At 63.9% G+C, this 23,509-nt stretch carries 24 protein-coding genes; 12 read left to right on the forward strand and 12 right to left on the reverse strand.

Annotated elements, in window-relative coordinates:
* Position 1: 1 nt before the first annotated feature.
* From fdh3B to ACFQ3C_RS00195, 6 genes are all read left to right on the forward strand, one after another.
* Positions 2-598 carry a formate dehydrogenase FDH3 subunit beta gene (fdh3B, locus tag ACFQ3C_RS00170; RefSeq protein ID WP_380788000.1) on the forward strand — a complete coding sequence of 199 codons (597 nt, stop codon included), beginning with the start codon at positions 2-4 and terminating at the stop codon, positions 596-598.
* A gap of 54 nt (positions 599-652) precedes the next feature.
* A complete protein-coding gene (locus tag ACFQ3C_RS00175) occupies positions 653-1,639 on the forward strand; it encodes a formate dehydrogenase subunit gamma (RefSeq protein ID WP_380788002.1) in 987 nt (328 codons plus the stop codon).
* 94 nt (positions 1,640-1,733) lie between these two features.
* Positions 1,734-2,828 carry an Mrp/NBP35 family ATP-binding protein gene (locus ACFQ3C_RS00180; protein WP_380788004.1) on the forward strand — a complete coding sequence of 365 codons (1,095 nt, stop codon included), beginning with the start codon at positions 1,734-1,736 and terminating at the stop codon, positions 2,826-2,828.
* A 21-nt stretch (positions 2,829-2,849) separates the two neighbouring features.
* A complete protein-coding gene (locus ACFQ3C_RS00185; RefSeq protein WP_380788006.1) occupies positions 2,850-3,005 on the forward strand; it encodes a hypothetical protein in 156 nt (51 codons plus the stop codon).
* A gap of 72 nt (positions 3,006-3,077) precedes the next feature.
* Positions 3,078-4,244 carry a c-type cytochrome gene (locus ACFQ3C_RS00190; protein ID WP_380788008.1) on the forward strand — a complete coding sequence of 389 codons (1,167 nt, stop codon included), beginning with the start codon at positions 3,078-3,080 and terminating at the stop codon, positions 4,242-4,244.
* Positions 4,245-4,325: 81 nt separating this feature from the next.
* A complete protein-coding gene (locus ACFQ3C_RS00195; RefSeq protein ID WP_380788011.1) occupies positions 4,326-4,529 on the forward strand; it encodes a DUF6494 family protein in 204 nt (67 codons plus the stop codon).
* Positions 4,530-4,666: 137 nt separating this feature from the next.
* Here the strand turns inward: ACFQ3C_RS00195 and ACFQ3C_RS00200 are convergent, their stop codons facing one another.
* The 5 genes from ACFQ3C_RS00200 to ACFQ3C_RS00220 form a co-directional block, all read right to left on the reverse strand.
* The gene (locus ACFQ3C_RS00200; RefSeq protein ID WP_380788014.1) at positions 4,667-5,500 is read right to left on the reverse strand and encodes a substrate-binding domain-containing protein; all 834 of its coding nucleotides are present in this window, start codon (positions 5,498-5,500) and stop codon (positions 4,667-4,669) included.
* A 13-nt stretch (positions 5,501-5,513) separates the two neighbouring features.
* The gene (locus tag ACFQ3C_RS00205) at positions 5,514-6,305 is read right to left on the reverse strand and encodes an ATP-binding cassette domain-containing protein (RefSeq protein WP_380788016.1); all 792 of its coding nucleotides are present in this window, start codon (positions 6,303-6,305) and stop codon (positions 5,514-5,516) included.
* Positions 6,298-7,005 carry an ABC transporter permease gene (locus ACFQ3C_RS00210; protein ID WP_380788018.1) on the reverse strand — a complete coding sequence of 236 codons (708 nt, stop codon included), beginning with the start codon at positions 7,003-7,005 and terminating at the stop codon, positions 6,298-6,300. Before ACFQ3C_RS00210 ends, ACFQ3C_RS00205 begins: the two co-directional genes overlap by 8 nt.
* Before the next feature lie 183 nt (positions 7,006-7,188).
* A complete protein-coding gene (gene fdhF, locus ACFQ3C_RS00215) occupies positions 7,189-9,966 on the reverse strand; it encodes a formate dehydrogenase subunit alpha (RefSeq protein WP_380788020.1) in 2,778 nt (925 codons plus the stop codon).
* A gap of 1 nt (position 9,967) precedes the next feature.
* Positions 9,968-11,653, reverse strand: coding sequence for an NAD(P)H-dependent oxidoreductase subunit E (locus ACFQ3C_RS00220; protein WP_380788022.1), 1,686 nt, complete (start codon positions 11,651-11,653; stop codon positions 9,968-9,970).
* A 139-nt stretch (positions 11,654-11,792) separates the two neighbouring features.
* Here ACFQ3C_RS00220 and ACFQ3C_RS00225 point away from each other — a divergent pair, with 139 nt between their 5' ends.
* Positions 11,793-12,056 (forward strand): sulfurtransferase TusA family protein, encoded by a 264-nt coding sequence (locus ACFQ3C_RS00225; protein WP_380788024.1) that lies wholly within the window; start codon positions 11,793-11,795, stop codon positions 12,054-12,056.
* A gap of 38 nt (positions 12,057-12,094) precedes the next feature.
* Here the strand turns inward: ACFQ3C_RS00225 and ACFQ3C_RS00230 are convergent, their stop codons facing one another.
* From ACFQ3C_RS00230 to ACFQ3C_RS00245, 4 genes are read right to left on the reverse strand one after another with little or no spacing between them, the layout of a single operon-like run.
* The gene (locus tag ACFQ3C_RS00230) at positions 12,095-14,209 is read right to left on the reverse strand and encodes a molybdopterin-binding protein (RefSeq protein ID WP_380788026.1); all 2,115 of its coding nucleotides are present in this window, start codon (positions 14,207-14,209) and stop codon (positions 12,095-12,097) included.
* On the reverse strand, positions 14,206-14,700 hold the full coding sequence (gene mobB, locus ACFQ3C_RS00235; protein WP_380788028.1) for a molybdopterin-guanine dinucleotide biosynthesis protein B: 495 nt from the start codon (positions 14,698-14,700) through the stop codon (positions 14,206-14,208). Before mobB ends, ACFQ3C_RS00230 begins: the two co-directional genes overlap by 4 nt.
* A complete protein-coding gene (gene mobA / locus ACFQ3C_RS00240; RefSeq protein WP_380788030.1) occupies positions 14,697-15,320 on the reverse strand; it encodes a molybdenum cofactor guanylyltransferase MobA in 624 nt (207 codons plus the stop codon). Before mobA ends, mobB begins: the two co-directional genes overlap by 4 nt.
* Positions 15,313-16,185, reverse strand: coding sequence for a formate dehydrogenase accessory sulfurtransferase FdhD (locus ACFQ3C_RS00245; protein ID WP_380788032.1), 873 nt, complete (start codon positions 16,183-16,185; stop codon positions 15,313-15,315). Before ACFQ3C_RS00245 ends, mobA begins: the two co-directional genes overlap by 8 nt.
* A 74-nt stretch (positions 16,186-16,259) precedes the next feature.
* Here ACFQ3C_RS00245 and ACFQ3C_RS00250 point away from each other — a divergent pair, with 74 nt between their 5' ends.
* The 3 genes from ACFQ3C_RS00250 to ACFQ3C_RS00260 all read left to right on the forward strand — a co-directional run bounded on the left by ACFQ3C_RS00250 (position 16,260) and on the right by ACFQ3C_RS00260 (position 18,604).
* Positions 16,260-16,793: a DUF2478 domain-containing protein gene (locus ACFQ3C_RS00250; protein WP_380788034.1), complete on the forward strand. Its 534-nt coding sequence runs from the start codon at positions 16,260-16,262 to the stop codon at positions 16,791-16,793.
* 135 nt (positions 16,794-16,928) lie between these two features.
* Positions 16,929-17,456, forward strand: a complete 528-nt coding sequence (locus tag ACFQ3C_RS00255) for a peroxiredoxin (protein ID WP_380789096.1) — start codon at positions 16,929-16,931, stop codon at positions 17,454-17,456.
* Positions 17,457-17,479: 23 nt separating this feature from the next.
* Positions 17,480-18,604, forward strand: coding sequence for a malate/lactate/ureidoglycolate dehydrogenase (locus ACFQ3C_RS00260; RefSeq protein ID WP_380788036.1), 1,125 nt, complete (start codon positions 17,480-17,482; stop codon positions 18,602-18,604).
* A gap of 13 nt (positions 18,605-18,617) precedes the next feature.
* Here ACFQ3C_RS00260 and ACFQ3C_RS00265 read toward each other — a convergent pair whose 3' ends face one another.
* On the reverse strand, positions 18,618-19,610 hold the full coding sequence (locus ACFQ3C_RS00265) for an aldo/keto reductase (RefSeq protein ID WP_380788038.1): 993 nt from the start codon (positions 19,608-19,610) through the stop codon (positions 18,618-18,620).
* A gap of 188 nt (positions 19,611-19,798) precedes the next feature.
* Here ACFQ3C_RS00265 and ACFQ3C_RS00270 point away from each other — a divergent pair, with 188 nt between their 5' ends.
* The gene (locus ACFQ3C_RS00270; RefSeq protein WP_380788040.1) at positions 19,799-20,104 is read left to right on the forward strand and encodes a DUF4389 domain-containing protein; all 306 of its coding nucleotides are present in this window, start codon (positions 19,799-19,801) and stop codon (positions 20,102-20,104) included.
* Between the two features lie 24 nt (positions 20,105-20,128).
* Here ACFQ3C_RS00270 and ACFQ3C_RS00275 read toward each other — a convergent pair whose 3' ends face one another.
* Positions 20,129-21,145, reverse strand: a complete 1,017-nt coding sequence (locus ACFQ3C_RS00275; RefSeq protein WP_380788042.1) for an alpha/beta fold hydrolase — start codon at positions 21,143-21,145, stop codon at positions 20,129-20,131.
* A gap of 145 nt (positions 21,146-21,290) precedes the next feature.
* Here ACFQ3C_RS00275 and ACFQ3C_RS00280 point away from each other — a divergent pair, with 145 nt between their 5' ends.
* The gene (locus tag ACFQ3C_RS00280; RefSeq protein ID WP_380788044.1) at positions 21,291-22,088 is read left to right on the forward strand and encodes an SDR family NAD(P)-dependent oxidoreductase; all 798 of its coding nucleotides are present in this window, start codon (positions 21,291-21,293) and stop codon (positions 22,086-22,088) included.
* 104 nt (positions 22,089-22,192) lie between these two features.
* Here the strand turns inward: ACFQ3C_RS00280 and ACFQ3C_RS00285 are convergent, their stop codons facing one another.
* Positions 22,193-23,371, reverse strand: a complete 1,179-nt coding sequence (locus ACFQ3C_RS00285; RefSeq protein WP_380788046.1) for an ammonium transporter — start codon at positions 23,369-23,371, stop codon at positions 22,193-22,195.
* Positions 23,372-23,509 lie beyond the last annotated feature (138 nt).

The raw sequence follows: 23,509 nt of genomic DNA on the forward strand, positions 1-23,509 counted from the left end.
CATGGCACGTATGAAATTCCTTTGCGACGCAGATCGCTGCATCGAATGCAACGCTTGCGTTACGGCCTGCAAGAACGAGCATGAAGTTCCGTGGGGCATCAACCGCCGCCGCGTGGTGACCATCAATGACGGTCTGCCGGGTGAGCGTTCGGTTTCCATGGCCTGCATGCATTGCACCGACGCGCCCTGTGCGGCCGTCTGCCCGGTGGATTGCTTCTATACCACCGACGACGCGGTCGTTCTGCACTCCAAGGACACCTGCATCGGTTGCGGCTATTGCTTCTACGCCTGCCCCTTCGGCGCGCCGCAATATCCCAAGGTCGGCAACTTCGGCACACGCGGCAAGATGGACAAGTGCACCTATTGCGCCGGTGGCCCCGAGGCCGACATGACCGAGGCCGAGTATATCAAATACGGTTCCAACCGTCTGGCGGAAGGCAAACTGCCGCTCTGTGCCGAGATGTGCTCGACCAAGGCGCTGCTTGCCGGCGATGGCGACATCATTGCTGAAATCTACAAGGAACGCGTCGTGACGCGGGGCTACGGCTCTGGCGCATGGGGCTGGCGCACCGCTTATGGCGATGCAATCACTGTCTGAGCGGGAGTAGGGACTATGAACATGAAACATCTCGCACGGCGTATTGCAGCCCTCATGGCTGTCGTCACTGTCATGGCGTTTGGCGCTGTCACTGCACCGACCTCGGTGCAGGCGCAGCAGGTCAACCCGACCGCGCAATCCATCACTGAAGACAAGCTTTTTCAGGCGCTGCAAGGCGATCAGATGGTGGCCGGACGTGTGTCGATCCCCGATGATCAGGCCAGCGGCCTGATCAAGCCGGGCAACAAGTCCTGGGCCGGCACCCATACCGGCACCGTGCGGTTCCTGACGGTTGCCGCCGTTGTCAGCGCAGTCGTCGTGCTGGCGCTGTTCTACATGATCCGGGGACGGATCATGGTCGATGGCAAGATGTCGGGCATCCGCATCCTGCGCTTCACCGCGATCGAACGCTTTGCCCATTGGCTGATGGCAGGCTCTTTCATCGTGCTGGCGCTGACCGGCCTGAACCTTGTGCTGGGGCGCACCTTGCTGCTGCCCCTGCTGGGCGAGGGGACGTTCTCGACGCTGACGGTCTGGGGCAAGCTGGCGCATAACTATGTCGGCCCCGCCTTCATGGTCGGCTTGCTGCTGTCGTTCCTGGTCTGGGTCGCGCATAACCTGCCCAACAAGGTCGATGCCGAATGGATCGCACAGGGGGGCGGCCTGCTGAAAAAGGGCGTGCACCCGCCTGCGAAAAAGTTCAACGCGGGTCAGAAGGTGATCTTCTGGTCGGTGACGCTTGGTGGTGCGGCGCTGTCCTTCACGGGCGTCATGCTGCTGTTCCCGGCCCTGGCCGGTGGGCAGGCTGACTGGCAGCTGTTCCAGCTGATCCACGGGATCGTTGCTGCGGTGCTGTCCTTCGTGATCATCGCCCATATCTACATCGGGTCGGTGGGCATGGAAGGCGCGTTCGACGCCATGGGTTCGGGCGAGGTTGATCTGAACTGGGCCAAGGAGCACCATTCGCTCTGGGTCGAGGAAGTTCAGGCGAAATCGGGCGACAAGTCCATGACGTCCAAAGGCGCGCATCCCGCCGAATGAAGAACCAGGGTGCGCCCGGCTTGCTTGCAGGACCGGACGCACCCTTTCGCTTGATTGATGTCACAGGCGTTCACGTCAGAAAGACCACATATCAATGGCCGATGATCCGATCCTGTTGGCGGCCCGCGAGGCGCTGTCAGGGCTGAACATGCCCGATGGAACGCCCCTGCTGGGAGCGCCGCAAGTGTCGGGGCCTGTGGTCGCCAATGGACGTGTCAATGTATCGATTATGACCACGGCGCAGGCGGCGGCATCGCTTGCCGGTGTCAGGGCGCAGGCCGAAGCCGCGCTGCTGGATATTCCCGGCGTCGAGAGTGCATTTGTCGTGCTGACAAATGATCACACGCCGCCTCCGCGTCTGAGCACCCCGAAAACCGCCGCTACCCCAAGCGCACCGCCCAAGATATTGGCCGGCGTGCGCCATGTGGTCGCCGTCGCTTCGGGCAAGGGCGGTGTCGGCAAATCCACGACCGCCGTCAATCTTGCCCTGGGCCTGCGCGCCAAGGGGCTGCGGGTCGGTATTCTGGATGCCGATATTCACGGCCCCTCGATCCCGACTCTGCTGGCCCTGCATGGTCGGCCCCGGATGGGTAAGGACCGCCGCTTGCTGCCGATGCAGTCCAACGGGCTTCTGGCGATGTCCATGGGCATGATGGTGGATGCCGAAACAGCGATGGTCTGGCGTGGACCGATGGTGATGTCCGCGATCACCCAGATGCTGGCCGATGTCGATTGGGGCGATCTGGATGTGCTGATCGTCGATATGCCGCCCGGTACCGGCGACGCGCAGCTTGCCATCGCCCAGGGAACCACGCTTGCGGGGGCGGTCATCGTATCCACGCCGCAGGATCTGGCGCTGGTCGATGCGCGGCGCGGCATCGCGATGTTCCGCAAGGTGGATGTGCCGATCATTGGCCTGATCGAGAACATGGCCTATTTTACCTGCACCGACTGTGGCAAACAGCATGCGCTGTTCGGTACCGGCGGCGCCGAGGCCGAGGCGCGTCGCCTTGGCGTGCCCTTCCTGGGGGCCGTGCCGCTGACCATGGATCTGCGTGCCGCATCCGACAGCGGCCAACCCATTGTCGCCCGGGATCCCGACGGGATGCTTGGGCGTCTTTATGTCACCATGGCAGAGGCGGTCTGGTCCAGTTTGACCGCGCCTGTGCCGAACCTTCTGAAAAACTGAAAACTGCAAGGAGCCTGACCGATGAAATCCTTTCTTATCGCCTGTGTCGCTATCGTCTGTATCGCCGTGGGCGCCGCAAGTGTGCTGAACGGCACCTTCCAGGTCGACAGCACAAGCGCATTCACAACCGAAGGCGCCCGTGTATCGCCCGGCGAGCAGAACCTGATCAACTACTGATACGCCATGGGGCAGGTGGCCCGAATGCGTCTTGCGGCAGTGTGTCTTGCATATCTTGCAAGCGCCGCACCGATGTTTGGGCAGGACCTGCGCGGCCATGGCGGACCGGTGCGGGCCTTGGCCGCGGATACGCAGGGCCAGGTCTTTTCCGGCTCCTTCGACCGGCGCGCCATCGTCTGGAACGGGGCGGTGGCCGCCCGGATCAGCGGCTATCATGAAGGTGCCGTGACGGCTGTTCTGCCTTTGCCGGATGGGCGCTATGCCACTGGCGGGCAGGATGGTCGCGTCATGATCTGGGGCGAGGGTCCTCAGCCGCTTTATTCCGAAACATGGCATCCGCTGCCGGTGGGCGCTTTGGCCGTCCTGGGCGCTGGTGTGGCCTCTGCCGGATGGGAGGGGCGCATCGCGCTTTGGTCCGGTGCCGGGATGCCACGCATGATCGACGCGCATCAGGGGCAGATCACCGGCCTTGTTGCCTATCAGGACGGATTGGCCAGCGTGGGGGCGGATCTGTCGCTGCGGATCTGGCGTGCGACGGGCGAGATGATCGCCCAGGTCGATTTGCCGGGCCCACCATCGGCGCTGACGACGGATGGCACACGATTTTTTCTGGCCTCGCCAGATGGCACGCTGCGGATCGTCGATCAGTCCGGCACCATCCTTGAAGTGGCCGTATCAGAACGCCCCTTGCTGTCCGTGGCCTTCGGTGAGGGGCGCGTCGCGGTCGGCGGCACGACGGGCGACGCCTGGCTGGTCGACCCTGGGACCTTGACGGTTGCGCCGGCCATCGCGACCGGGCAAGGCCCGGTCTGGGCGCTGGCAATCACCGACGGGGTGCTGCTGACAGGCGGGAATGACGGGCTGATCCGGCGCTGGTCGCTGGATGGCACCGCCCTGGGCGAGGGGGGCGGTGCATCCGATCCCACCTTGATCAACCCGCGCGGCGCACAGGTGTTTCGCGCCTGCGCTGTCTGCCACACGCTGACACCGGATGACGGCGCTCGTGCAGGTCCGACCCTGCATGGTATCTTCGGGCGGCGCATCGCCTCACTTCCGGGGTACAGCTATTCAGAGGCGCTCAAGGATCTCGATATCATCTGGACCGCCCAAACCATATCAGAGCTTTTCGAACATGGGCCGCATGCCTATACTCCGGGCAGCCGCATGCCTGATCAGCGCGTACCCAGCGAGGAAGATCGCCGCGCCCTGATCCAGTTTCTTGAAAACGCGACTCGTTAGGCCGCGAAAACCCTCGGTAATTCCCGGAAAACCCCGGAAACCCCCGGAAAGCCCCGCCCCCCAGATCAGGAGAGACGACCCATGAGCGAAGATTTCAACATGTCGATGCGCAAGTTCCTCAAGCAGGTGGGCGTGACCTCGCAGCAAGCGATCGAGGAAGCGCTGCGTGACGCAGGCCCCGACAAGGTGGCGGGAAAAAGCTTCAAGGCGACGATGGTACTGCGGATCGAGGGGCTTGATCTGGAACACCGGATCGAAGGGACGATCAGCGGCCGTTCCGAATAGCAGATCAGTTCGACAAGCCCCTGGCGCGGCGGTCCATCCTGGATCCTGGCGCAGGGACCGGATGACAAGAAAGCGCGGCTCTGCTGGCCGCGCTTTTGCATGTTTGGTCCAGGGATCTGCGGTCAGGTGCGCGCTGATCAGTTCGACGCGTTTGCGTTGGGGTAGAACAGCTGCTGGCCATTGATCTTGTAGTCCGCGATGGTCGCCTGCCCTTCGGCAGAGATGACCCAGTCCACGAACTGCTGACCAAGATCCGCCTTCACATGCGGATGCTTCGCCGGGTTCACCAGGGTAATGCCATATTGGTTGAACATGCGCGCGTCGCCTTCGACGGCGATGACATGGTTGCCCTTGTTGCCGAAATTGATCCATGTGGCCCGGTCAGTCAGGACATAGGCCCCCATGGCGATGCCGGTGTTCAATGTCGCCCCCATACCCGAGCCGGTTTCGCGATACCATTTGCCCGATGCGGCGGTTGCATCGACCCCGGTCGCGGACCACAGGGCCATTTCGACCTTGTGGGTGCCGCTGTCATCGCCACGGCTTGCAAAGGGGGCCTCGGTCTTGGCGATCCTGGTCAGGGCCTCGACCGCATCGGTGCTTCCCCTGATGCCGGCGGGATCGTTTTCGGGGCCGATGATCACGAAATCATTGTACATGACGTCGAACCGCTGCACCCCGTGACCTTCGGCCACGAATTTTTCCTCGGCGCTTTTTGCATGTACGAACAACACGTCGCCATCGCCATTGGCGGCGTTGTTGATGGCCTGGCCCGTGCCAACGGCGACCACGCGCACCTGGATCCCGGTCTTGTCCTGAAAGGCGGGCAGGATGTGATCGAAAAGGCCCGAATTCTCGGTCGAGGTGGTGGACTGCAGGATGATGAACTTGTCCTGCGCCTGCGCCTGCACCGCGAGGCCGGCCGACAAGAGAACCGTCAGTGCAATCGAGATGATGGATCGGCGCGACATCATGAACCTTTCGTCAAAGACCCGTACCAGGGGGCGGGGTGATCGTGTCGGTGTAAAGCCTGCCAGACAACCAGGCTTTCGCAGCCGGAGAGGCGGGATTGTTCAGAACCGCATCGGCCGGGCCCGTCTCGACAAGCTGACCGTTATGCAGGAATGCGATCTGGTCGGCCATGCGCCGGGCCTGCCCTGCATCGTGGGTGACCATCACGATGCTGACCCCGCGCGCATTGGCGTAATTGATCTGTTCCTCGATCATCAGCGTCGCGGCCGGGTCCAGACTGGCCGTCGGTTCATCCAGCAGCAGCAGATCGGGGTTCAGGGTCAGCGCGCGGGCAATGCTCAGGCGCTGTTGCTCACCGCCCGACAAGACCCTGGCGGGACGATGCGCCAGATGACCCAGGCGCGCCAGCTCCAGCGCCTCGTCCACGCGGCGGCGGCATTCGCGCCCGCTGACGCCGCGAACCGACAGCGCAAAGCGCAGATTGGCCGCAACGGACCGGCGCAGCAGCACCGGTTTCTGGAACACCATCGCCTGGGCATCGCGCGCGGCGCGATCAAGGGGCTTGCCCCGCCACAGGATTTCCCCGGCTTGGGGGGGCAACAAGCCGTGCAGCAGGCGCAAGAGCAGGCTTTTTCCGGCACCGTTCGCCCCAATCAGCACCGTCCGCTTGCCGTGCTGCACCTTGATCGACACGTCACGGATCAGGGTCTGACCCGTCGCCCCATAGGACAGGGACCGCGTTTCAATCAGCGTCTGTGGCTGCTTGGCGTGCTGTGTGGGCGGGAAGGGCACGACCTCAGGCATAGGCAGACCTGACAGCGGTTGCACGCACGCCCATCACGGCCGCATTGATCCCAAGGGCCAGCACCAGCAGAATGATCCCCAGGGCCAGCGCCAGTTGCAGGTTGCCCTTCGAGGTTTCCAGCGCGATTGTCGTCGTCATGACCCTTGTCACATGGTTGATATTGCCGCCAACAATGATGACGGCGCCGACTTCGGCCATGGCGCGGCCAAAGCCGGCCAGCGCCACGGTCAGCAGACTGTAACGTGCATCCCAGATCAGGGCCATGATCCTTTGGCGAATGCCGACACCCAGAGATTCCATCTGCTCGGCATATTCGGTGTTCAGATCCTCGATCACCTGCCGGCTGAGCGCCGCGATGATCGGGGTCACCAGCATGACCTGCGCGATGATCATCGCGGTCGGCGTGTAAAGCAGCCCCAGAACCCCAAGCGGGCCCGAGGCGGACAGCCAAAGATAGGCCACCAGCCCGACCACGACGGGGGGCAGGCCCATCAGCGCATTCAGGACGACCAGGACGGCCACGCGGCCGGGAAAGCGAAACGTACCCAGGGCGGCCCCGATCGGCAGGCCGATCAGGCAGGCGATGATCACCGCCGTCAGGGTGACGCGCAACGACAGAAAGATGATTTCCAGCAGGTCTTTGTCAGCCCGGATGATCAGGCCGAACGCATCCCATAGAACCGTACCGAAACCACTCATTTTATTCGTGTTTCCCTCTGCCCGCCGGGCGATGTTGCATGAAATGAAATGGATATCCAGACAGGTTTTGACAAACCGGTCAGGGAACCTGACCACGCGTTTTCATGCCGTCTTTCACGGCCCCGCGCAGGCCGCGCACAGGGGGGCGTGCCCCCCCCTTTTTTCGCCCCATTCGGGCTTCGGCTATTCAGCCGGGATCTGTTCTTGCGCCCGTTCGATCCGCACGGCCGCGAACTTGAACTCCGGGATCTTGCCATAGGGGTCCACGGCCGGATTGGTCAGGACGTTCGCTGCCGCCTCGACATAGGCGAAGGGGACGAAAACCATGTTTTCGGCCACGGCACGATCGGCGCGGGCCATGATCGTGATCGCGCCGCGCCGCGACACCAGGCGCACGCTGCCGCCCGGCAAGACCCCCAGACGGTGAAGGGTGGCCGGGTGGATGGAACAGTTCGCCTCGGGCTCGACCGTATCGAGAACATGAGAGCGGCGTGTCATCGACCCTGTATGCCAATGCTCAAGCTGCCGCCCGGTGGTCATCACGAAGGGAAAATCCGCGTCAGGCAACTCGTTGGGCGAGATGATCGAGGCGGGCGTGAATTTCGCACGCCCCCCGGCGCGCGGGAAACCCTCGGCGAAGACGATGGGCTGGCCGGGATCGGTGGGTGACAGGCTGGGATAGGTCACGGCACCTTCGTTTTCCAGCCGCTCCCAGGTGATGTTTGCCAGCGATTTCATGCCCTTCGCCATTTCGGTATAGATCTGGCCGGGATGGGTGTAATCCCAGTCCAGACCAAGCCGCCGGGCCAGTTGGGTGATGATCAGCCAATCCTCGCGGGCCTCGCCCGGAGGCGCGACAGCGGCGCGGCCCATCTGCACCTGACGGTTGGTGTTCGTGACGGTGCCGTTCTTTTCGTAGAAGGCCGCCGCCGGCAGGATCACATCGGCGTAATTGGCCGTTTCGGTCAGGAAGATGTCCTGCACCACAAGGCAGTCCAGCTTGGACAGGGCGTGCCTTGCATGGGTCACGTCCGGGTCGGACATGGCGGGGTTCTCGCCAAGGATATACATGCCCTTGATCGAACCGGCATGAACGGCATCCAGGATCTCGGTGACGGTCAAACCCTTCTCGCCCGAGAAGTCGCCGGAATTCCAGAGCCGCGAGAAGGTGCCGCGCACCGCGTCATCCGTGACAGGCTGGTAATCGGGCAGGAACATCGGGATCAGCCCGGCATCAGAGGCGCCTTGTACGTTGTTCTGCCCGCGCAGCGGGTGCAGCCCCGCGCCGGGCTTGCCGATATTGCCGGTCATCAGGGCCAGCGAGATCAGGCAGCGGGAATTGTCGGTGCCATGGATATGCTGCGACACACCCATGCCCCAGAAGATCATGCCCGCCTTTCCGCCTGCAAAGGTCCGGGCGGCTGCGCGCAGCTGATCGGCGGGAATGCCACAGATCGGGGCCATCGCCTCGGGGGTGAATTTAGCCAGATGGGCCTTTTCCGCTTCCCAGTTTTCGGTGAACTTCTCGATATAGGTCTGATCGTAAAGACCTTCCTCGACGATCACGTTCATGATCGCGTTCAGCATGGCGACATCCGCACCCGGCTTGAATTGCAGCATGTGGGTGGCATGGCGCCGCAGGCCGACGCCGCGCGGATCCATCACGATCAGCTTGCCGCCGCGCTTGGCGAACTGCTTGAAATAGGTGGCGGCCACGGGGTGGTTTTCCACCGGGTTCGACCCGATGACGATGGCCACATCCGCGTGTTCGATCTGGTTGAAGGTCGCCGTCACCGCGCCAGAGCCCACGTTTTCCATCAGCGCCGCCACGGACGAGGCATGGCACAGCCGTGTGCAGTGATCGACGTTGTTATGGCCGAAGCCTTGCCGGATCAGTTTCTGGAAAAGATATGCCTCTTCGTTGGAACATTTGGCGGACCCGAAGCCCGCAATCGCCCGACCGTCGCTGGCAGCGCTCAGCGATTTGAAGCTGTTTGCCACCATGTCCAGCGCTTCGTCCCAGGTGGCCTCGCGGAAATGGGTCATCGGATTGGCCGGATCGACATTCAATCCCTTGGGTGCGCCCTCGCGCCGGATCAGCGGCGTGGTCAGGCGGTGGGGGTGATGGATGTAATCGAACCCGAAGCGCCCCTTGACGCACAAACGCCCCTCATTGGCGGGGCCGTTGATCCCTTCGACGGCACGCACCTTGCCGTTCTTGATCTTCAGGCTGACCTGGCAGCCGACACCGCAGAACGGGCAGATGGACTTGACGGTTTCATCGACATCCTTGCTGTCGCCTTGCTGTGCCGCATCCACCATCGCGGCCGGCATCAGCGCGCCCGTAGGGCAGGCCTGGACGCATTCGCCGCAACCCACACAAGAGGATTGGCCCATCGGATCGTTCATGTCGAACACCGGATAGGCGTTCTGGCCGCGTCCGGCCATGCCGATCACGTCATTGACCTGCACCTCGCGGCAGGCGCGGACGCATAACCCGCAAGAGATGCAGGCATCCAGGTTCACCCGCATCGCCACATGGCTGTCGTCCAGCAGCGGGATATGGTCCGCATCCCGGGTCGGCAGGCGGCTTTCGGTCACGCCATTCGCCTCGGCCATGTCCCACAGATGCGAGGACCGGTCATGCGCGGCCGCACGATCCGGCTGATCGGCCAGCAGCATCTCGACCACCATCTTGCGCGCCGATGTGGCGCGGGCGCTGTCTGTCCTGACAACCATGCCTTCGGTGGGTGTGCGGATGCACGAGGCGGCCAGGGTGCGTTCGCCGTCGATCTCGACCATGCAGGCGCGGCAGTTGCCATCGGGGCGATACCCCGGCGCGGGCTTGTGGCACAGGTGCGGAATGATCAGGCCACGCCCGTTGGCGACTTCCCAGATTGTCTGCCCGGTATCGGCCTGAACTTCCTTGCCATCCAGGATGAAGGTTACCTTGTCGGACATGTCAGACCTCTTGCGGGAAATGTTTGATGGTCAGGCGGATCGGGTTGGGCGCGGCCTGGCCCAACCCGCAGATGCTGGCATCGGTCATGGTCGTGCACAGCTCTTCCAGCAAGGGTTGATCCCAGCGGTCGGCCTGCATCAGCTTGACCGCCTTTTCACATCCCACCCGGCATGGCGTGCATTGGCCGCAGCTTTCGGCCTCGAAGAAACGCAGCATGTTCAGTGCTGCATCGCGCGCGCTGTCGTGATCGGACAGCACGACGACAGCGGCAGAGCCGATGAAGGTGCCATGCGGTTGCAGCGTGTCGAAATCCAGCGGGATGTCATGCATGCTGGCTGGCAGCAGGCCGGACGAGGGCCCTCCCGGCTGATAGGCTTTGAAGGCATGCCCCTCTGCCATGCCGCCGGCGGCGGCGATCACATCGGTGATGGTCGATCCCGCAGGCAGCAGGTAGACGCCCGGCCGCGCCACCCGGCCAGACACCGAATAGCTGCGCAGCCCCTTGCGGCCGTTCTTTTCGACGCTGTTCAGGATCTGCGGCCCCTCGCGGCAGATGCGTGCGACCCAGTGCAGGGTTTCGACATTATGCACCAATGTGGGCCGGTTGAAGATGCCGACCTGTGCCACGAAAGGCGGCCGGTGGCGCGGGATGCCGCGCTTGCCTTCGATCGATTCGATCATCGCGCTTTCCTCGCCGCAGATATAGGCCCCGGCGCCGCGGCGCAGGTCGATATACCCTTTGGACACGATACCGGCCTGTTCCAGCGCCGCGATTTCCTGCAACAGGATCTGGCGCACGGCGGGATATTCATCGCGCATGTAGATGAAACAGGTCTCGGCCTCGACGCCCCATGCGGCAATCAGCATGCCTTCGAGGAACAGATGCGGGGTACGCTCAAGGTAATGGCGGTCCTTGAACGTGCCTGGTTCGCCCTCGTCACCGTTGACGGCCAGATAGCGCGGTCCGGGATTGGCCCGCACGAAAGACCATTTTCGGCCCGAGGGGAAGCCCGCGCCGCCAAGACCGCGCAGGCCAGCCTCCAGCAGGCGGTCCTGCACCTGTTCGACATCGCCGCCATCGCGCAGGGCTTGCAGCGTCTGGTAGCCGCCCGCGTTCCGGTAGGTGGCCAGCGTTTCATGGGCCGGGATCACGGCATGAAAATCGCCCGCATCGATCACCGCTTGCGCCGTCTCGACCGTGGCGTGATCCACATGACGGTGGCCGATTTCCAGCACGGGTGCCGTATCACAGCGCCCCATGCAGGGCGCGCGCAAGACGCGGATGCGGGCCGGATCGTGACCGGCTTCCAGCGCAGTGATCAGGGCCTCGGACCCGGCCAGTTCGCAGGACAGCGATTCGCAGACGCGGATGGTCAGGTCGGGCGGCGGTGTCTCATCCTCGCGGATCGGGTCGAAATGGGCGTAGAAGGTCGCGACCTCCCAGACTTCGGCCATGCTGATGCGCAGCTCTTCCGCCAGGGCGCGCAGATGCGGTGCGCTCAGATGGCCATGGCTGTCCTGCAGAAGATGCAGGAATTCGATCAGCAGATCGCGGCGCCTGGGCCTGTTGCCCAAGATGTCCCGCACCTCGGCCAGGGCCAGATCGTCCAATTGCCGCCCCTTCGGGGTGTGGCGTCCCTTGCCTTTGCCGGATTTCCAGATGCCCTGGTTGTCATCAAGTGCCATTGCGCTGCCTTGTCGGTAGAGTTGCCGATGCGTTGCCGATGACCCTGCGCCGCAGGGCGAGGCCGATCAATATGGCAGTTCCTTGGGGTGATAGGCAAAACCTATCAAGAGTCGCGAATGTCATGCGAAGGGTCGCGGTATGGACAGGGCGATTTGCCCGCTCTATATCGCGCTCATGGATTGGCATGATGATATAGATGCGCGTGGTCTGTTGTGCCCGCTACCGGTGCTGAAACTGCGCAAGCGGCTGGCTGCGCGCGCGGGCGGCGAGGTTGTACGCATCACGACGACGGACCCTGCCGCCGTGGTCGATATTCCGCATTTCTGCGCCGAGGGCGGGCATCGTCTGGTCGCGTCATCGGAAGCGGAAAGCGTCATCACCTGGCTTGTCGCCAAGGGCTGACCGAGCGTGGAAACAGCCTCTGACCAGGGCGGCGGCGGCTAGAGCCCGAAGCTGGCGTAGGGGATATAGCGCACCAATGCGCCTGGCCTGATCTGGGCTGCATCATCGGGCAGCTCCACCAGGCCCCGCGCCCAGGACAGGCCGCTGATACGCCCGGATCCTTCTGATGCGAAAACCTCCGCCTCGCCCTGTGCATTCAACCTTGCGCGCAGATATTCACGCCGCCCGGCTTTCTTGTCCTTCGAAAAGGCCGCGGGCACGACAAAGGTATCAGGTTCGGTCCACCCCGATCCCGCCATCAGCGACAGGGCAGGCCGCGCGAAGATCAGCGCGCAGACAAGGGCCGCAACGGGGTTGCCGGGTAATCCGAAGACCGGCACCCCATGCCACATGGCCAGCGCCAGCGGGCGGCCGGGCTTGACCGCGATGCGCCAACTGCTCAGGTTGCCTTCGGTTCGCAGCAACCGCGAGACGTGATCCTCGTCCCCGGCAGAGGCCCCGCCCGAGGTCAGCACGACATCGGCCTGTTCCGCGCCCCGCATCAGGGCCTTGCGGATTGCGTCAGGATCGTCGGGCATATGGCCCAGATCCACCGGCGCATGGCCCCATCGCGCGGCCAGCGACAGCAGCATCGGGCGGTTCGCATCATAGATCTGATGCGGCGCCGCTTCGGCTGCGGGATCTGTCAGCAGCTCGTCCCCGGTGGACAGCACGCCCACGCGCAATGGCTTTCGCACCGCGACGCTGTCTATGCCGAGCGCTGTCAGAAGCGCCAGATCGGGCGCGCGCAGGACATGACCGGCGGGCAGGGCAAGCTGGCCTGCCTCCATATCCTCGCCCGCGCGGCGGGTATTGGCCCTTGGTTTAACGGGTCCGTCAAAGACCAGATGCAGACCATCCGTCGCGCAATCTTCCTCAAGCACCACGGTATCCACACCGGCGGGCAGAATTGCCCCGGTCAGGATGCGGATCGCATGGCCCTGCGGCACCCTGCCCATATAGGGTTGGCCCGCCGCCGCGCGGCCGCGGGCCAGCGGCAGGCGTTGCGGGCCGCTGCCCGTCGCCGCATGGGCAAAGCCATATCCGTCCACCGCGGCGTTGGGGCGGGGCGGGTTTGACCGGCGTGCCGTGGCAGGCATTGCCAGAACCCGGCCCGCCGCCTCATGCGTCCTGACGACATCCTGACCCGTGACCGGATGCAGCGCATCGCGCAGCTTTGCCAAAGCGGTGTCGACCGGGGCCCAGGCCACGCCTTGCGGCATCGCGAAGCAATCGTTGCGAAGGCGTGGCGGGGTCAGATGCGCCGAAAGCGCGGCCCGCAGTTGTGCCTGCGCTCCCGCGCCCAGGATCCAGCCTTCGGCAAGGGCGGCCCCGGGCAGGGGCTGACGATCCAGCAGGCGCGCGCGCATGTCCTTGTCCAGCCGGGCCAGGGCTTGCGCCAGAAGCCGCACCTGATGCGCGTCGGGGGGCAAGTCACTGTCGGCGGCGGCAAGACGGACAGCATCCGCCAGCATCGAGGGATAGACCTCGGCCAGCGTGATCTGTGCAGGCTCCTCGAAGGGCCAGACCGACAGGGTGCCTGCGAACCTGCGGCGCAGACGGGCCAGCATCGGCAGCCCGGTCAGTGTCTGCGCGCCGACCGCGCCCGCCCCGGCCAGTTGCCAGACGGATTTCGGCGCCGCACCGGGACTGGCGGCGGCGGCTTCGGTCAGCCTGTGCTGTGCAAGGCCGACGGGCAGGGCCGGTTTAAGGCGTGGCAAGCCGGGGATCTGCGCCTTGCGGCCATTGCCCCAGAATGGTCCCTCACCGGGAAACAGCGCGTTCAGGCGCGCGGCGACATCGCGGTAATTGCTTTCGTTGCGGTCGGTATCGGCGTGTTTGTCGGCCAACCAGTCCCACAGATGCAATGGTCCGCCCGCCACGGTCGCGGCAAACCCCTGCGGATAGCCAAAGGCGAAATCCGCCCCCAGCAAAAGCCTCTCGCCCGCGGCAAGTGCTTCTTCGATCAACGCGATCAGCCGCGTCTCGGCCTGTGCGCGGGTGGGCAGGTTCTCGGGTGCCTCGCCATCCAGCGCCAGCCAGATCGAGTCCTTGCCGCGCGCGGGTTTTCCCGCCGCCGACCAATCCAGAATGGCGACGCGGGAATAGGTCAAAGCCCTACCTCGGCCAGGATGAAATCGGCGATGGCGGGCACGTCATCCAGGTCGAAATAGGGCACACGCAGGTTCTGCGGCACGGTGTTCGATGCGACGGCGCGGATCGTGGGGTTGCTGTCCACCAGAAGGGGGCGGCCGGTTTCCCAACGATGCGCTTCGATCTTGGGGTGCGGTGCGCGCTTATAACCCTCGACCAGGATCAGATCGACCGGCGTCATCAGCGGCAGAAGATCGGCCAGCGACGGTTCCGGCTGATCGCGCAATTCGGTCATCAGCGCCCAGCGGTTGGGTGAGGACAGCATCACCTGGTGCGCGCCCGCCGCCCGGTGGCGATAGCTGTCACGCCCCGGCTGATCGACATCGGTGTCGTGATGGGCGTGTTTCAGGGTGGAAATGGTATATCCGCGCTGGCTGATGTCCGCGACAAGCCGCTCCATCAACCCGGTCTTGCCCGCGTTCTTCCAGCCGGTGACGCCGTAGATCCTCATCCCGCCGCCCCGATCAATGCCTCGGACTGCGCCAGGTCTTCCGGTGTGTTGACGTTGAAGAAGGGATCATGTGGGTCTGACGAAAAGGTGGCGATGCCCGCGCCGTGGCGGTCCGTCCACAGCACGATCTTGCGCAGCCCGCCCTCAAGCGCCTCGCGCAGGTCATGCCGCAGCGCCACGGGCCACAGGCCGAAGGTCGGGTGCTGCCAGACCTTGCCGGTCTCGTCCGGCGAGGCCGCCAGCGCAAGGCCCGATGGCCCCGCGGCCTGCTGAAGCCGCATCACAAGATCGGTCGGAAAGAAAGGCGTGTCGGCCGCCACACTGACCACGGCATCCGCCCCAAGGGACGCGGCCCAGTCCATGCCTGCCAGAACGCCCGCCAGCGGGCCTGCATATCCGTCGATACTGTCGGGCAGCACTGGCAGCCCAAGATCGAAGCGGTCAGGATCGCCATTCGCGTTCAGCGCGATGGCCGACACCTGCGGGGCCAGGCGTGCGATCACGTGATCGACCAGGCGCTTGCCGCCAAGGATGCGCCACCCCTTGTCGCCGCCCCCCATGCGCGTGGCGCGGCCGCCCGCCAGAATGACGGCCGGGACTTTGGCTGTACCCTCAGTCATTATCGGCCCCCTTGCGGCGGCTGGACTTGCTGTCGTCGGGAACAGAAGACGGGTCCGCATCGCGGATCAGCCTGTCCTCGCCGCTCAGGCAGACGAAGCGCTGACCGCGCAGGCGCCCGATCAGGGTCAGGCCGACGGCGCGGGCAATCTCGACCCCCCAGCCGGTGAAACCCGACCGCGAGGCAAGGATCGGAATGCCCATGTTCGCGGTCTTGATCACCATTTCCGATGTCAGGCGCCCTGTCGTGTAAAGCAGCTTGTCGGTGGGCGAGATCCCGTTCAGGAACATCCAGCCCGCGATCTTGTCCACCGCGTTGTGGCGGCCCACATCCTCGAAATAGACCAACGGCTGGTCGCCCTGGCACAGCACCGTGCCATGGATCGCGCCCGCGCTCAGGTACAGCGACGGGGTCGTGTTGATCTGTTTGGCCAGGGCGTAAAGCCAGCTTGTCCGCAGTTCCGTCTGCGGCAGGGTCAGCCCCTCAAGCCCTTCCATCATGTCGCCAAAAACGGTGCCGACCGCGCAGCCGCTGGTGCGGGTCTTTTTCTTGACCTTCTCCTCGTAGGAGGTCTGGCGCGCCGTACGCACCACGATGGTCTCCAACTCCTCGTCAAAGTCGATGGCGGTGACCTTGTCGTCGGCATGCAGCATGCCCTGGTTGCGCAGAAACCCGATGGCCAGGTAATCGGGATGATCCCCGATCGTCATCGCCGTCACGATCTCTTGCGCGTTCAGGTAGATGGTCAGCGGACGTTCCTCGACCACCGCGATCTGGACAGCCGCGCCCATGTGATCGGTGCCGCTGACCGTTCGGGTCAGGCGCGGGTCATGCGGGTCCGGAAGGATGGGAAGGTCTGGGGCCATTGCGCTGCTTTTCTTTGAATGGCTTATATAGTAGCACGGCTTGCAAGGGCGCAAGATGCGGAGAAGGCCGGAACATGCTGGGAGCCATTACCGTCGAAGGGCGCGGCGCATCCGACAGGCTGCTGTTCGATATCGCGGCGCGGTTGCAGGCTGACGGGTTTCGCCTGGCCGGCGCCGTTCAGGAAAATGTCGAACGCGAAGGGCGCCGCCGCGCCGATATGGTGCTGCATCTTCTGGCCGAGGGGGCATTGCGTCAGATCAGCCAGGATCTGGGCGCGCAATCGCGTGGCTGTTGCCTTGACCCCGCCGCGCTGGAAGAGGTCGTGGCGCGGGTCGAAACGGCCCTGCTTGGCCCGGTCGACCTGTTGGTCGTCAACAAGTTCGGCAAGGCTGAAATCGACGGGCGCGGATTTCGCCCCCTGATCGGTCAGGCCCTGGTCGAGGGGATTCCGGTGCTGGTTGCCGTGGGGCGTGGCAGCCGTGACGGTTTCGACGCCTTTGCCGACGGCATGGCCGAATGGATCACCCCGACCCCCGATGCCGCTGTGGCCTGGTGCAAGGCCGCGATCGGGCAGCCCGCAGGCCGGTATCAAGCGCAACAGGGCTGACAACGGACGCGGGGCCAGGCGCATCACGGCCCTGGCTGTCGCGTTTGCGGGGCTGTTGTCGGCGCTGCCCTTGGCCCTGTAGTCAGTGCGTTTCGCGCCTGCTAATATCAAATGGAAACAGCAAGGCGCATGGACATGACCCCGCAGACCGTACCAGACGCAACCTTTCATACCCGTGTGCGCAACCCGGCGCTGGGCGGGTCAAATCCCTTCGAATGGAAAGCCCTGACAACCGCCGAGATATTTGGCGGAAAACGCATCGTGCTTTTTGCCCTGCCGGGCGCCTTCACGCCCGCCTGTTCCGAAAGCCACCTTCCGGGCTTTGAGGACAATCATGACCGTTTCCGGGACCTGGGCATCGACCAGGTGATCTGCCTGGCCGTCAACGATGCTTTCGTGATGTATCAATGGGCAGTGTCGCGCAACGTCAGCAAGGTGTTCATGCTGCCGGATGGAAATGGCGAATTCACCCGCAAGATGGGCATGTTGGTCGACCGCAGCAGCCAGGGCATGGGAATGCGCAGCTGGCGCTATTCCATGCTGGTCGAGCACGGGAAGATCGAAAAGCTGTTTGCAGAGCCCGGATTTCAGGACAACCCCGCAGGTGTGCCGCTGAAGGTGTCGGGTGCCGACACGATGCTGGCCTATCTCACGAACGGCTGATCGCGTTTTCCCGGCGTCTTGCCATGCCCGGCGCATCAGGGCGCCAGATCGACATCCTTCAGGAAGGCCGCGCGCATATGAAGATATCTGCCGAAAACCTTACATCCCTTGCCACGGCTATTCTTCGTCATGCCGGGGCAAATGCGGATGCCGCGCGCCGCGTGGCGACACGGCTGGTCGGTGCCAATCTGACAGGCCACGACAGCCACGGCGTCGGCATGATCCCCGCTTATGTCGAAGGGATCATGGCCGGACAGCTGCACCCGGATGCAACGGCGCTGCTGGTGCGGGAAAACGGCCCCTTCCTGTTGGTGGACGGGCAACAGGGCTTTGGCCATATCATCGCCGAGCAGGCGATGGAGATGGCGATCCAGCAGGCCAGGGACACCCAGATCGCTGTCCTGTCGCTGCGTAACAGCTTCCATCTGGGCCGGCTTGCCGATTGGGGCGCCATGGCTGCCGAGGCCGGTTTCATCTGCATCATCTATGCCAATGTGCAAACAGCCCAGCCGCTTGTGGCGCCTTTCGGTGGCAGCGACGGGCGCTTTGTGACCAATCCCTATTGCACCGCGATCCCCGCCACGGACAAGAACCCGATGTTCCTGCTGGACATGGCGACCAGCACGATTGCTAAGGGCAAGGTGCGTGTCGCGCATCTGAGCGGCAAGACCGTGCCGGAAGGTGCCTTGATTGATGCCCAGGGGCGGCCGACCAACGATCCGTCAGTGATGTTCGACAGCCCGCTTGGGGCGCTCACGACATTCGGGGCGCACAAGGGTTTTGGCCTTGCGCTGCTGGGTGACATTCTGGGCGGATCGTTCAGCGGTGGCGGGGCCTATGCGCCCGAACGGCAGGTGCCGTCGCGCATCATCAACAACATGATGGCGATCCTGATCGCCCCCGATGCCCTTGGGACGGGCGATGATTTCATGCGCGACATGGACAGATATGCCGATTGGGTGAAGGGATCGCCCCCCGCGCCCGGTGTCGATGCCGTGCAATTCCCCGGTGATCCTGAACGGCGCTGCGCGCAGGACCGGCGGGCGAACGGCATTCCCGTCGATCCGGGCACATGGGGTCAGTTGCTGGACGCCGCGCGGGCAGCCGGCGTGCCGCAGGATCAGATCGACAGGCTGTCGGCGACCTGATCCGCGAGGCGGCTCAGCAATAACCCTCGACCCCCAGTTTCTGATCGGCGGAATACCTGTCGCCATGGGCCCATCCGATCGGCAGGATGCCCTCGATGGCTGCCATGATCTCATCCGTCATCACGAAGGCGCGTCCGGCGGCGCAGTCTTGCAGATGTGCGGCCTTGCGCGTGCCCGGGATCGGGATCAGATGCGGGCCGCGCGCTAGGCACCAGGCGATGGCCAGTGCCGCCGGGGACGTACCAAGGTCACGCGCCAGTGCGCGAAAGCCTTCGATCCGAGCAAGGTTGTGGCTGAAATTCGGCTCCAGAAACCGCGGGTTCGGGATCCTGAAATCGCCCTTGGCAAAGCTGGCCGGGTCAGGCGCCCGGTCGGTGAACATGCCCCGCCCGACGGGTGAAAAGGGCACGAAGGCCACGCCAAGATCCCGGCAGGCCTGGATCATGCCCAGCTCTGGCTGACGCGTCCAGAGAGAGTATTCGCTTTGTACCGCGTCCACCGGACCCACGGCCGCGGCCCGGCGCAGCGAGGCGGGCGCGATTTCCGAAAAGCCGATGCCGCCGATCTTGCCCTCGGCCTTGAAGGTCAGAAGCGTATGCATGACATCTTCGATGGGCACGTCGGGATCGCGCCTGTGGATGTAGTAAAGATCGACGCAGTCAAGCCCCAGCCGGGTCAGCGATGCCTCAAGCTCGGTACGCAGATAGTCGGGTTTGTTGTCGAAGCTGCGCTTGCCCGTCGCCGGATCGCGACGGATTCCGCCCTTGGTGGCGATCGTGAACAGATCCTTCCGGCCCTTCAGGAAGCTGCCGATGATGGTTTCGGACTGGCCCATGCCATAGACATTCGCCGTATCCAGAAAATCCACGCCCAGGTCCAGCGCGGCTGACAGGGTGTCATGCGCCTCGGCCTCGGTGGTAGGACCGTAGGCGCCGCCAAAGCTCCAGCATCCCAGCCCGATTTCCGAAACCATCCTGCCATCCTGGCGAATGCGGCGTGTCTGCACCTGTTGCCCTCCCTTGCTGCAAAGCGATCTTCCGGGGGCCAGTTTAGCCATCAAAGCGAAAGGGATGACAGAACTTAATGTCGCCCTTTGCGGTGGTTTCAGTGTAAAATCCCGAAGCCGCCGGGCAGGATAGTCTGGGTGGGGTTCATTAAAACGGCGCAACACGGGATATTGGGAGAAAAACGATGATGGGTGAGGACGAACACAAGATTGCAGGGCGCTTGAACGGAGAACAGATCGAGCCTGACAAGCCGGACAACATGCTGTTGCGGCTGCTTTACATGATCCTGATCGCGATCATGATCTCGCTGGCGCAGACCGTGCTTGGCGTCGCCACGCTGGTCCAGTTCGTCGTGATGCTGGTCAACAACAACGAACCGAACAAGCGGCTGGCCGATTTCGGCACCGATCTGGGCATCTGGGTGGCCAAGGCCGCACGGTTCCAGACCGCGGCCAGCAACGTGAAGCCCTGGCCCTGGAGCGAGCTTGACTGACCGACGGCAAGGGGGCGGTGCGGATCAGCTGCCCAGCAGGTCCGATACGGCCTGCCGCAGAACGGCCTCGTCTTCCGGGTTCATCGCGGGGTTGCCGGCCCGGTGACCCCAGATCGACTCGATCGGGCGGAATTCGGCATTGGGCATCATCGCGGTCTCGATCGCGCTATCCTCGGGCGTGAAATAGAGATCGGTGCGCGATGGCATGATGATCGACCGCGCCGTGATCGCCCCCAGTGCCTTTTGCAGATCGCCGCCGTGGATGGGGTTGTCGGAAATGTCGGACTGCATCCATGTCTCCAAGCTGGCCAGAAGATCATGCGCGTCGCGGCGCAGGAAATTCGCCTCCCATGACCGCACCAGAAAATCCTCCAGCGAGGAATAGCCCACCTTTTCGTACAGCTTCTCGCGATAGAAAGCCTGCGACATGGCCCATCCCGCATAGACGCGCCCCATCGCCCGCAGCCCGCGCCGGGGATGAGCCGTGAAATGATCGCCGGTCCAATGCGGATCGCCCGTCAGCGTGGCGCGCACACCTTCCAGAAAGACCTTGTTGTGGATCGAGGTGCGCGCCGATCCGCACAGCGCGCAGATACGCGCGACCTGATCGGGAAAGATCGCGCCCCAATGCAGCGCCTGCTGCGCGCCCATCGACCAGCCATAGATCATGGCCAGATGTTCGACCCCGAAAACCTCGGCCAGCAGGCGGCGCTGGGCATGGATATTGTCCCAATGGGTGATCTGCGGAAAACGATCGGGGCCGAATGGCGCATCGATGTTGGACGGAGAGGTCGACAACCCGTTGCCGAACATGTTGGGGATGATGATGAACCACTCGCGCGGATCCAGCACCCGGCCCGGTCCGATCAGCCATTCGGTATCAGGGTGCTGCGCGCCGTAGGACGTGGGGTAGAGGATCACGTTCGACCGGTCCTGCGCCAGCTTGCCATAGGTCTTGTAGGCCAGCCGGGCGCGTGGCAGGGTCACACCCCGTTGCAGCCCGACGTTCTCGATTTCAAAAATCTGGTAGTCTGCTGTCACGGGTGAACCTCTTTGGTCATGTGGGTGGCGGCGGCGCCCTGTTCCCACGTTAGCAAAGTTTGATCACAACAGAAGGCCCCTTGATCCGGGGCTGTCGCGCGGGGCGGCATCGCGGGCAATGGGCGCGGCATGAAAGGCGAATGAAATGCAGGATCTTGAGGGGCGCAACGCGCTGGTGACCGGTTCGGCCACGGGGCTGGGGCGGTCGATCGCCGTGAAGCTCGCGGCGCGCGGGGCGAATGTGATCTTGAACTATACAAGGTCACGTACAGAAGCCGAAGAAGCGGCCGATCTTTGCCGGGCCGCGGGCGTGCAGGTGCAGGTCGTGAAGGCCTCGGTTGCCGATGCCGATGGGGGCCGGGCCCTGGCCGATGCCGCCGCGCGCTGGGGGCATCTGGACATGCTGGTCAACAATGCAGGCATCACCCGCCATGCGCGTGATCATTCCGACCTGGACGCGCTGTCAAAGGACGATTTCCTGGATGTCTACGCGGTCAACGTGGTGGGCGCCTTTCTTGTCTTGCAGGCAACCAAGCCATTGCTGGTTGCGGCCTACAAGGCGACAGGCCGGGCCAGCAGCGTTCTGAACACATCCTCCATCGCGGGGGTCAAGGGGGTCGGGTCATCGGTCGCCTATGCCGCGTCAAAAGGCGCGCTGAACACGATGACCCTGTCGTTGGCCCGCGCGCTGGCCCCGGCGATCCGGGTCAACGCGATCTGTCCGGGCTTCATCGGCACCCGCTGGTTCAAGGATGCGCTGGATGAGGCGGGTTTTGCCGAAAAGGAACGCAGCGTTCAGGCGCTTACACCGCTGGGCGTGGCATCCGGCCCGGATGATATTGCCGATACGGCACTGTTCTTCCTGTCCGACGCGTCGCGCCATGTCACGGGCGAGTTGCTTTTGGTGGATGCGGGGATGCATCTGGGCAAACCCCGCGCCTGACCCTGAACCTGACTGGCAGGACTGGCTGGGTAGGCAGGATTGGCTGGGGGCTGGCCGAACTTGCGGGCCGCGGCGCCATGACGCCCCGGCCCGTAATGGTACGCTTACGAATTGAGCTCGTAGGCCCGTTCCCCATGCACCGACAGATCAAGACCGTTGGTTTCGGTCTCGGGTGTCACGCGCAGCGGGGTGACAAGGGCCACGATACGGATCAGCACATAGGTCATGACCACGGTATAGACGCCGACGATCACAAGCCCGCCGATCTGCGGTAGCCACGGGCCATGACCGAAGGCCGCGATCATCAGCGTGCCGAAAATCCCGCCAAGCCCGTGCACGGCGAAAACGTCCAGCGTGTCATCAATGCGGGTGCGGTTCTTGATGAACACAACCGCCTCCTGGCAGATGATGCCCGCGACCGTCCCGATCACCAGCGCCTCGAGCGGGCCGACCACGCCGGCTGCCGGCGTGATCGAGGCCAGGCCGGCGATGGTGCCGGTCACCATGCTGACCAGCGAGGAGCGTCCGAACTTGATCCGTTCCCACAGCGCCCAGCTGAGCGAGGCCGCAGCGGCAGAGATATGCGTGACCAGGATTGCCATGGCCGCCGACCCGTCCGCCGCCAGCGCCGATCCGCCGTTGAAGCCGAACCAGCCCACCCACAGCATCGCGGCGCCGATCGCCACGTAGCCCGGATTATGCGGGGGTGTCGTCTTGTTCAGGCGCGGCCCCAGCAGAAGGGCCAGGACAAGGGCCGCAAGGCCTGCGGTTTCATGCACCACGATGCCGCCCGCAAAGTCCTTGACGCCGTTCTCGCCGAAAATGCCGCCGTCTGCCAGAAAGCCGCCGCCCCAGATCCAATGGGTGACCGGCGCATAGACCAGCAGCATCCAGAGCGCCGAGAACAGCAGCACGAAGCCAAAACCGATCCGTTCGACATAGGCGCCCACGATCAGGGCCGGTGTGATGATGGCAAAGGTCATCTGGAAGGTGATGAAGGCCACCTCGGGGATGGATCCGAATTCGGTCGCGCCGGTGACACCTATCAGCATGGCGCGCCCCAGCCCGCCCCAGACCGGATTATCGCTGCCGAAGGCGATGGAATAGCCGGCGATGACCCACAGAATGCTCATCAGGGCCGCGATCGCGAAGCAATGCATGAACACGCTCAGCACGTTGCGTGCGCGCACCAGACCGCCATAAAACAAGGCAAGTCCCGGTAGCGTCATGAAAAGAACCAGCGCTGTCGTGACCATTACCCATGCTGTATCTGCACCGCTCATGACATTCTCCCTTGTCGTGGCACCATTCCCGGCGTCAGAGCGATTTCATTCTGCTTTGAATAGTGGCAACCGTCGAAATAACTGCCCTAAATACGGTCAGTTTTTTAAGTGAACAAAAACTGGGCGGTTATTTTGGAA

It is taken from the genome of Seohaeicola saemankumensis (genome assembly GCF_042678485.1).
In the GTDB taxonomy this organism is placed as follows: domain Bacteria; phylum Pseudomonadota; class Alphaproteobacteria; order Rhodobacterales; family Rhodobacteraceae; genus Seohaeicola; species Seohaeicola saemankumensis.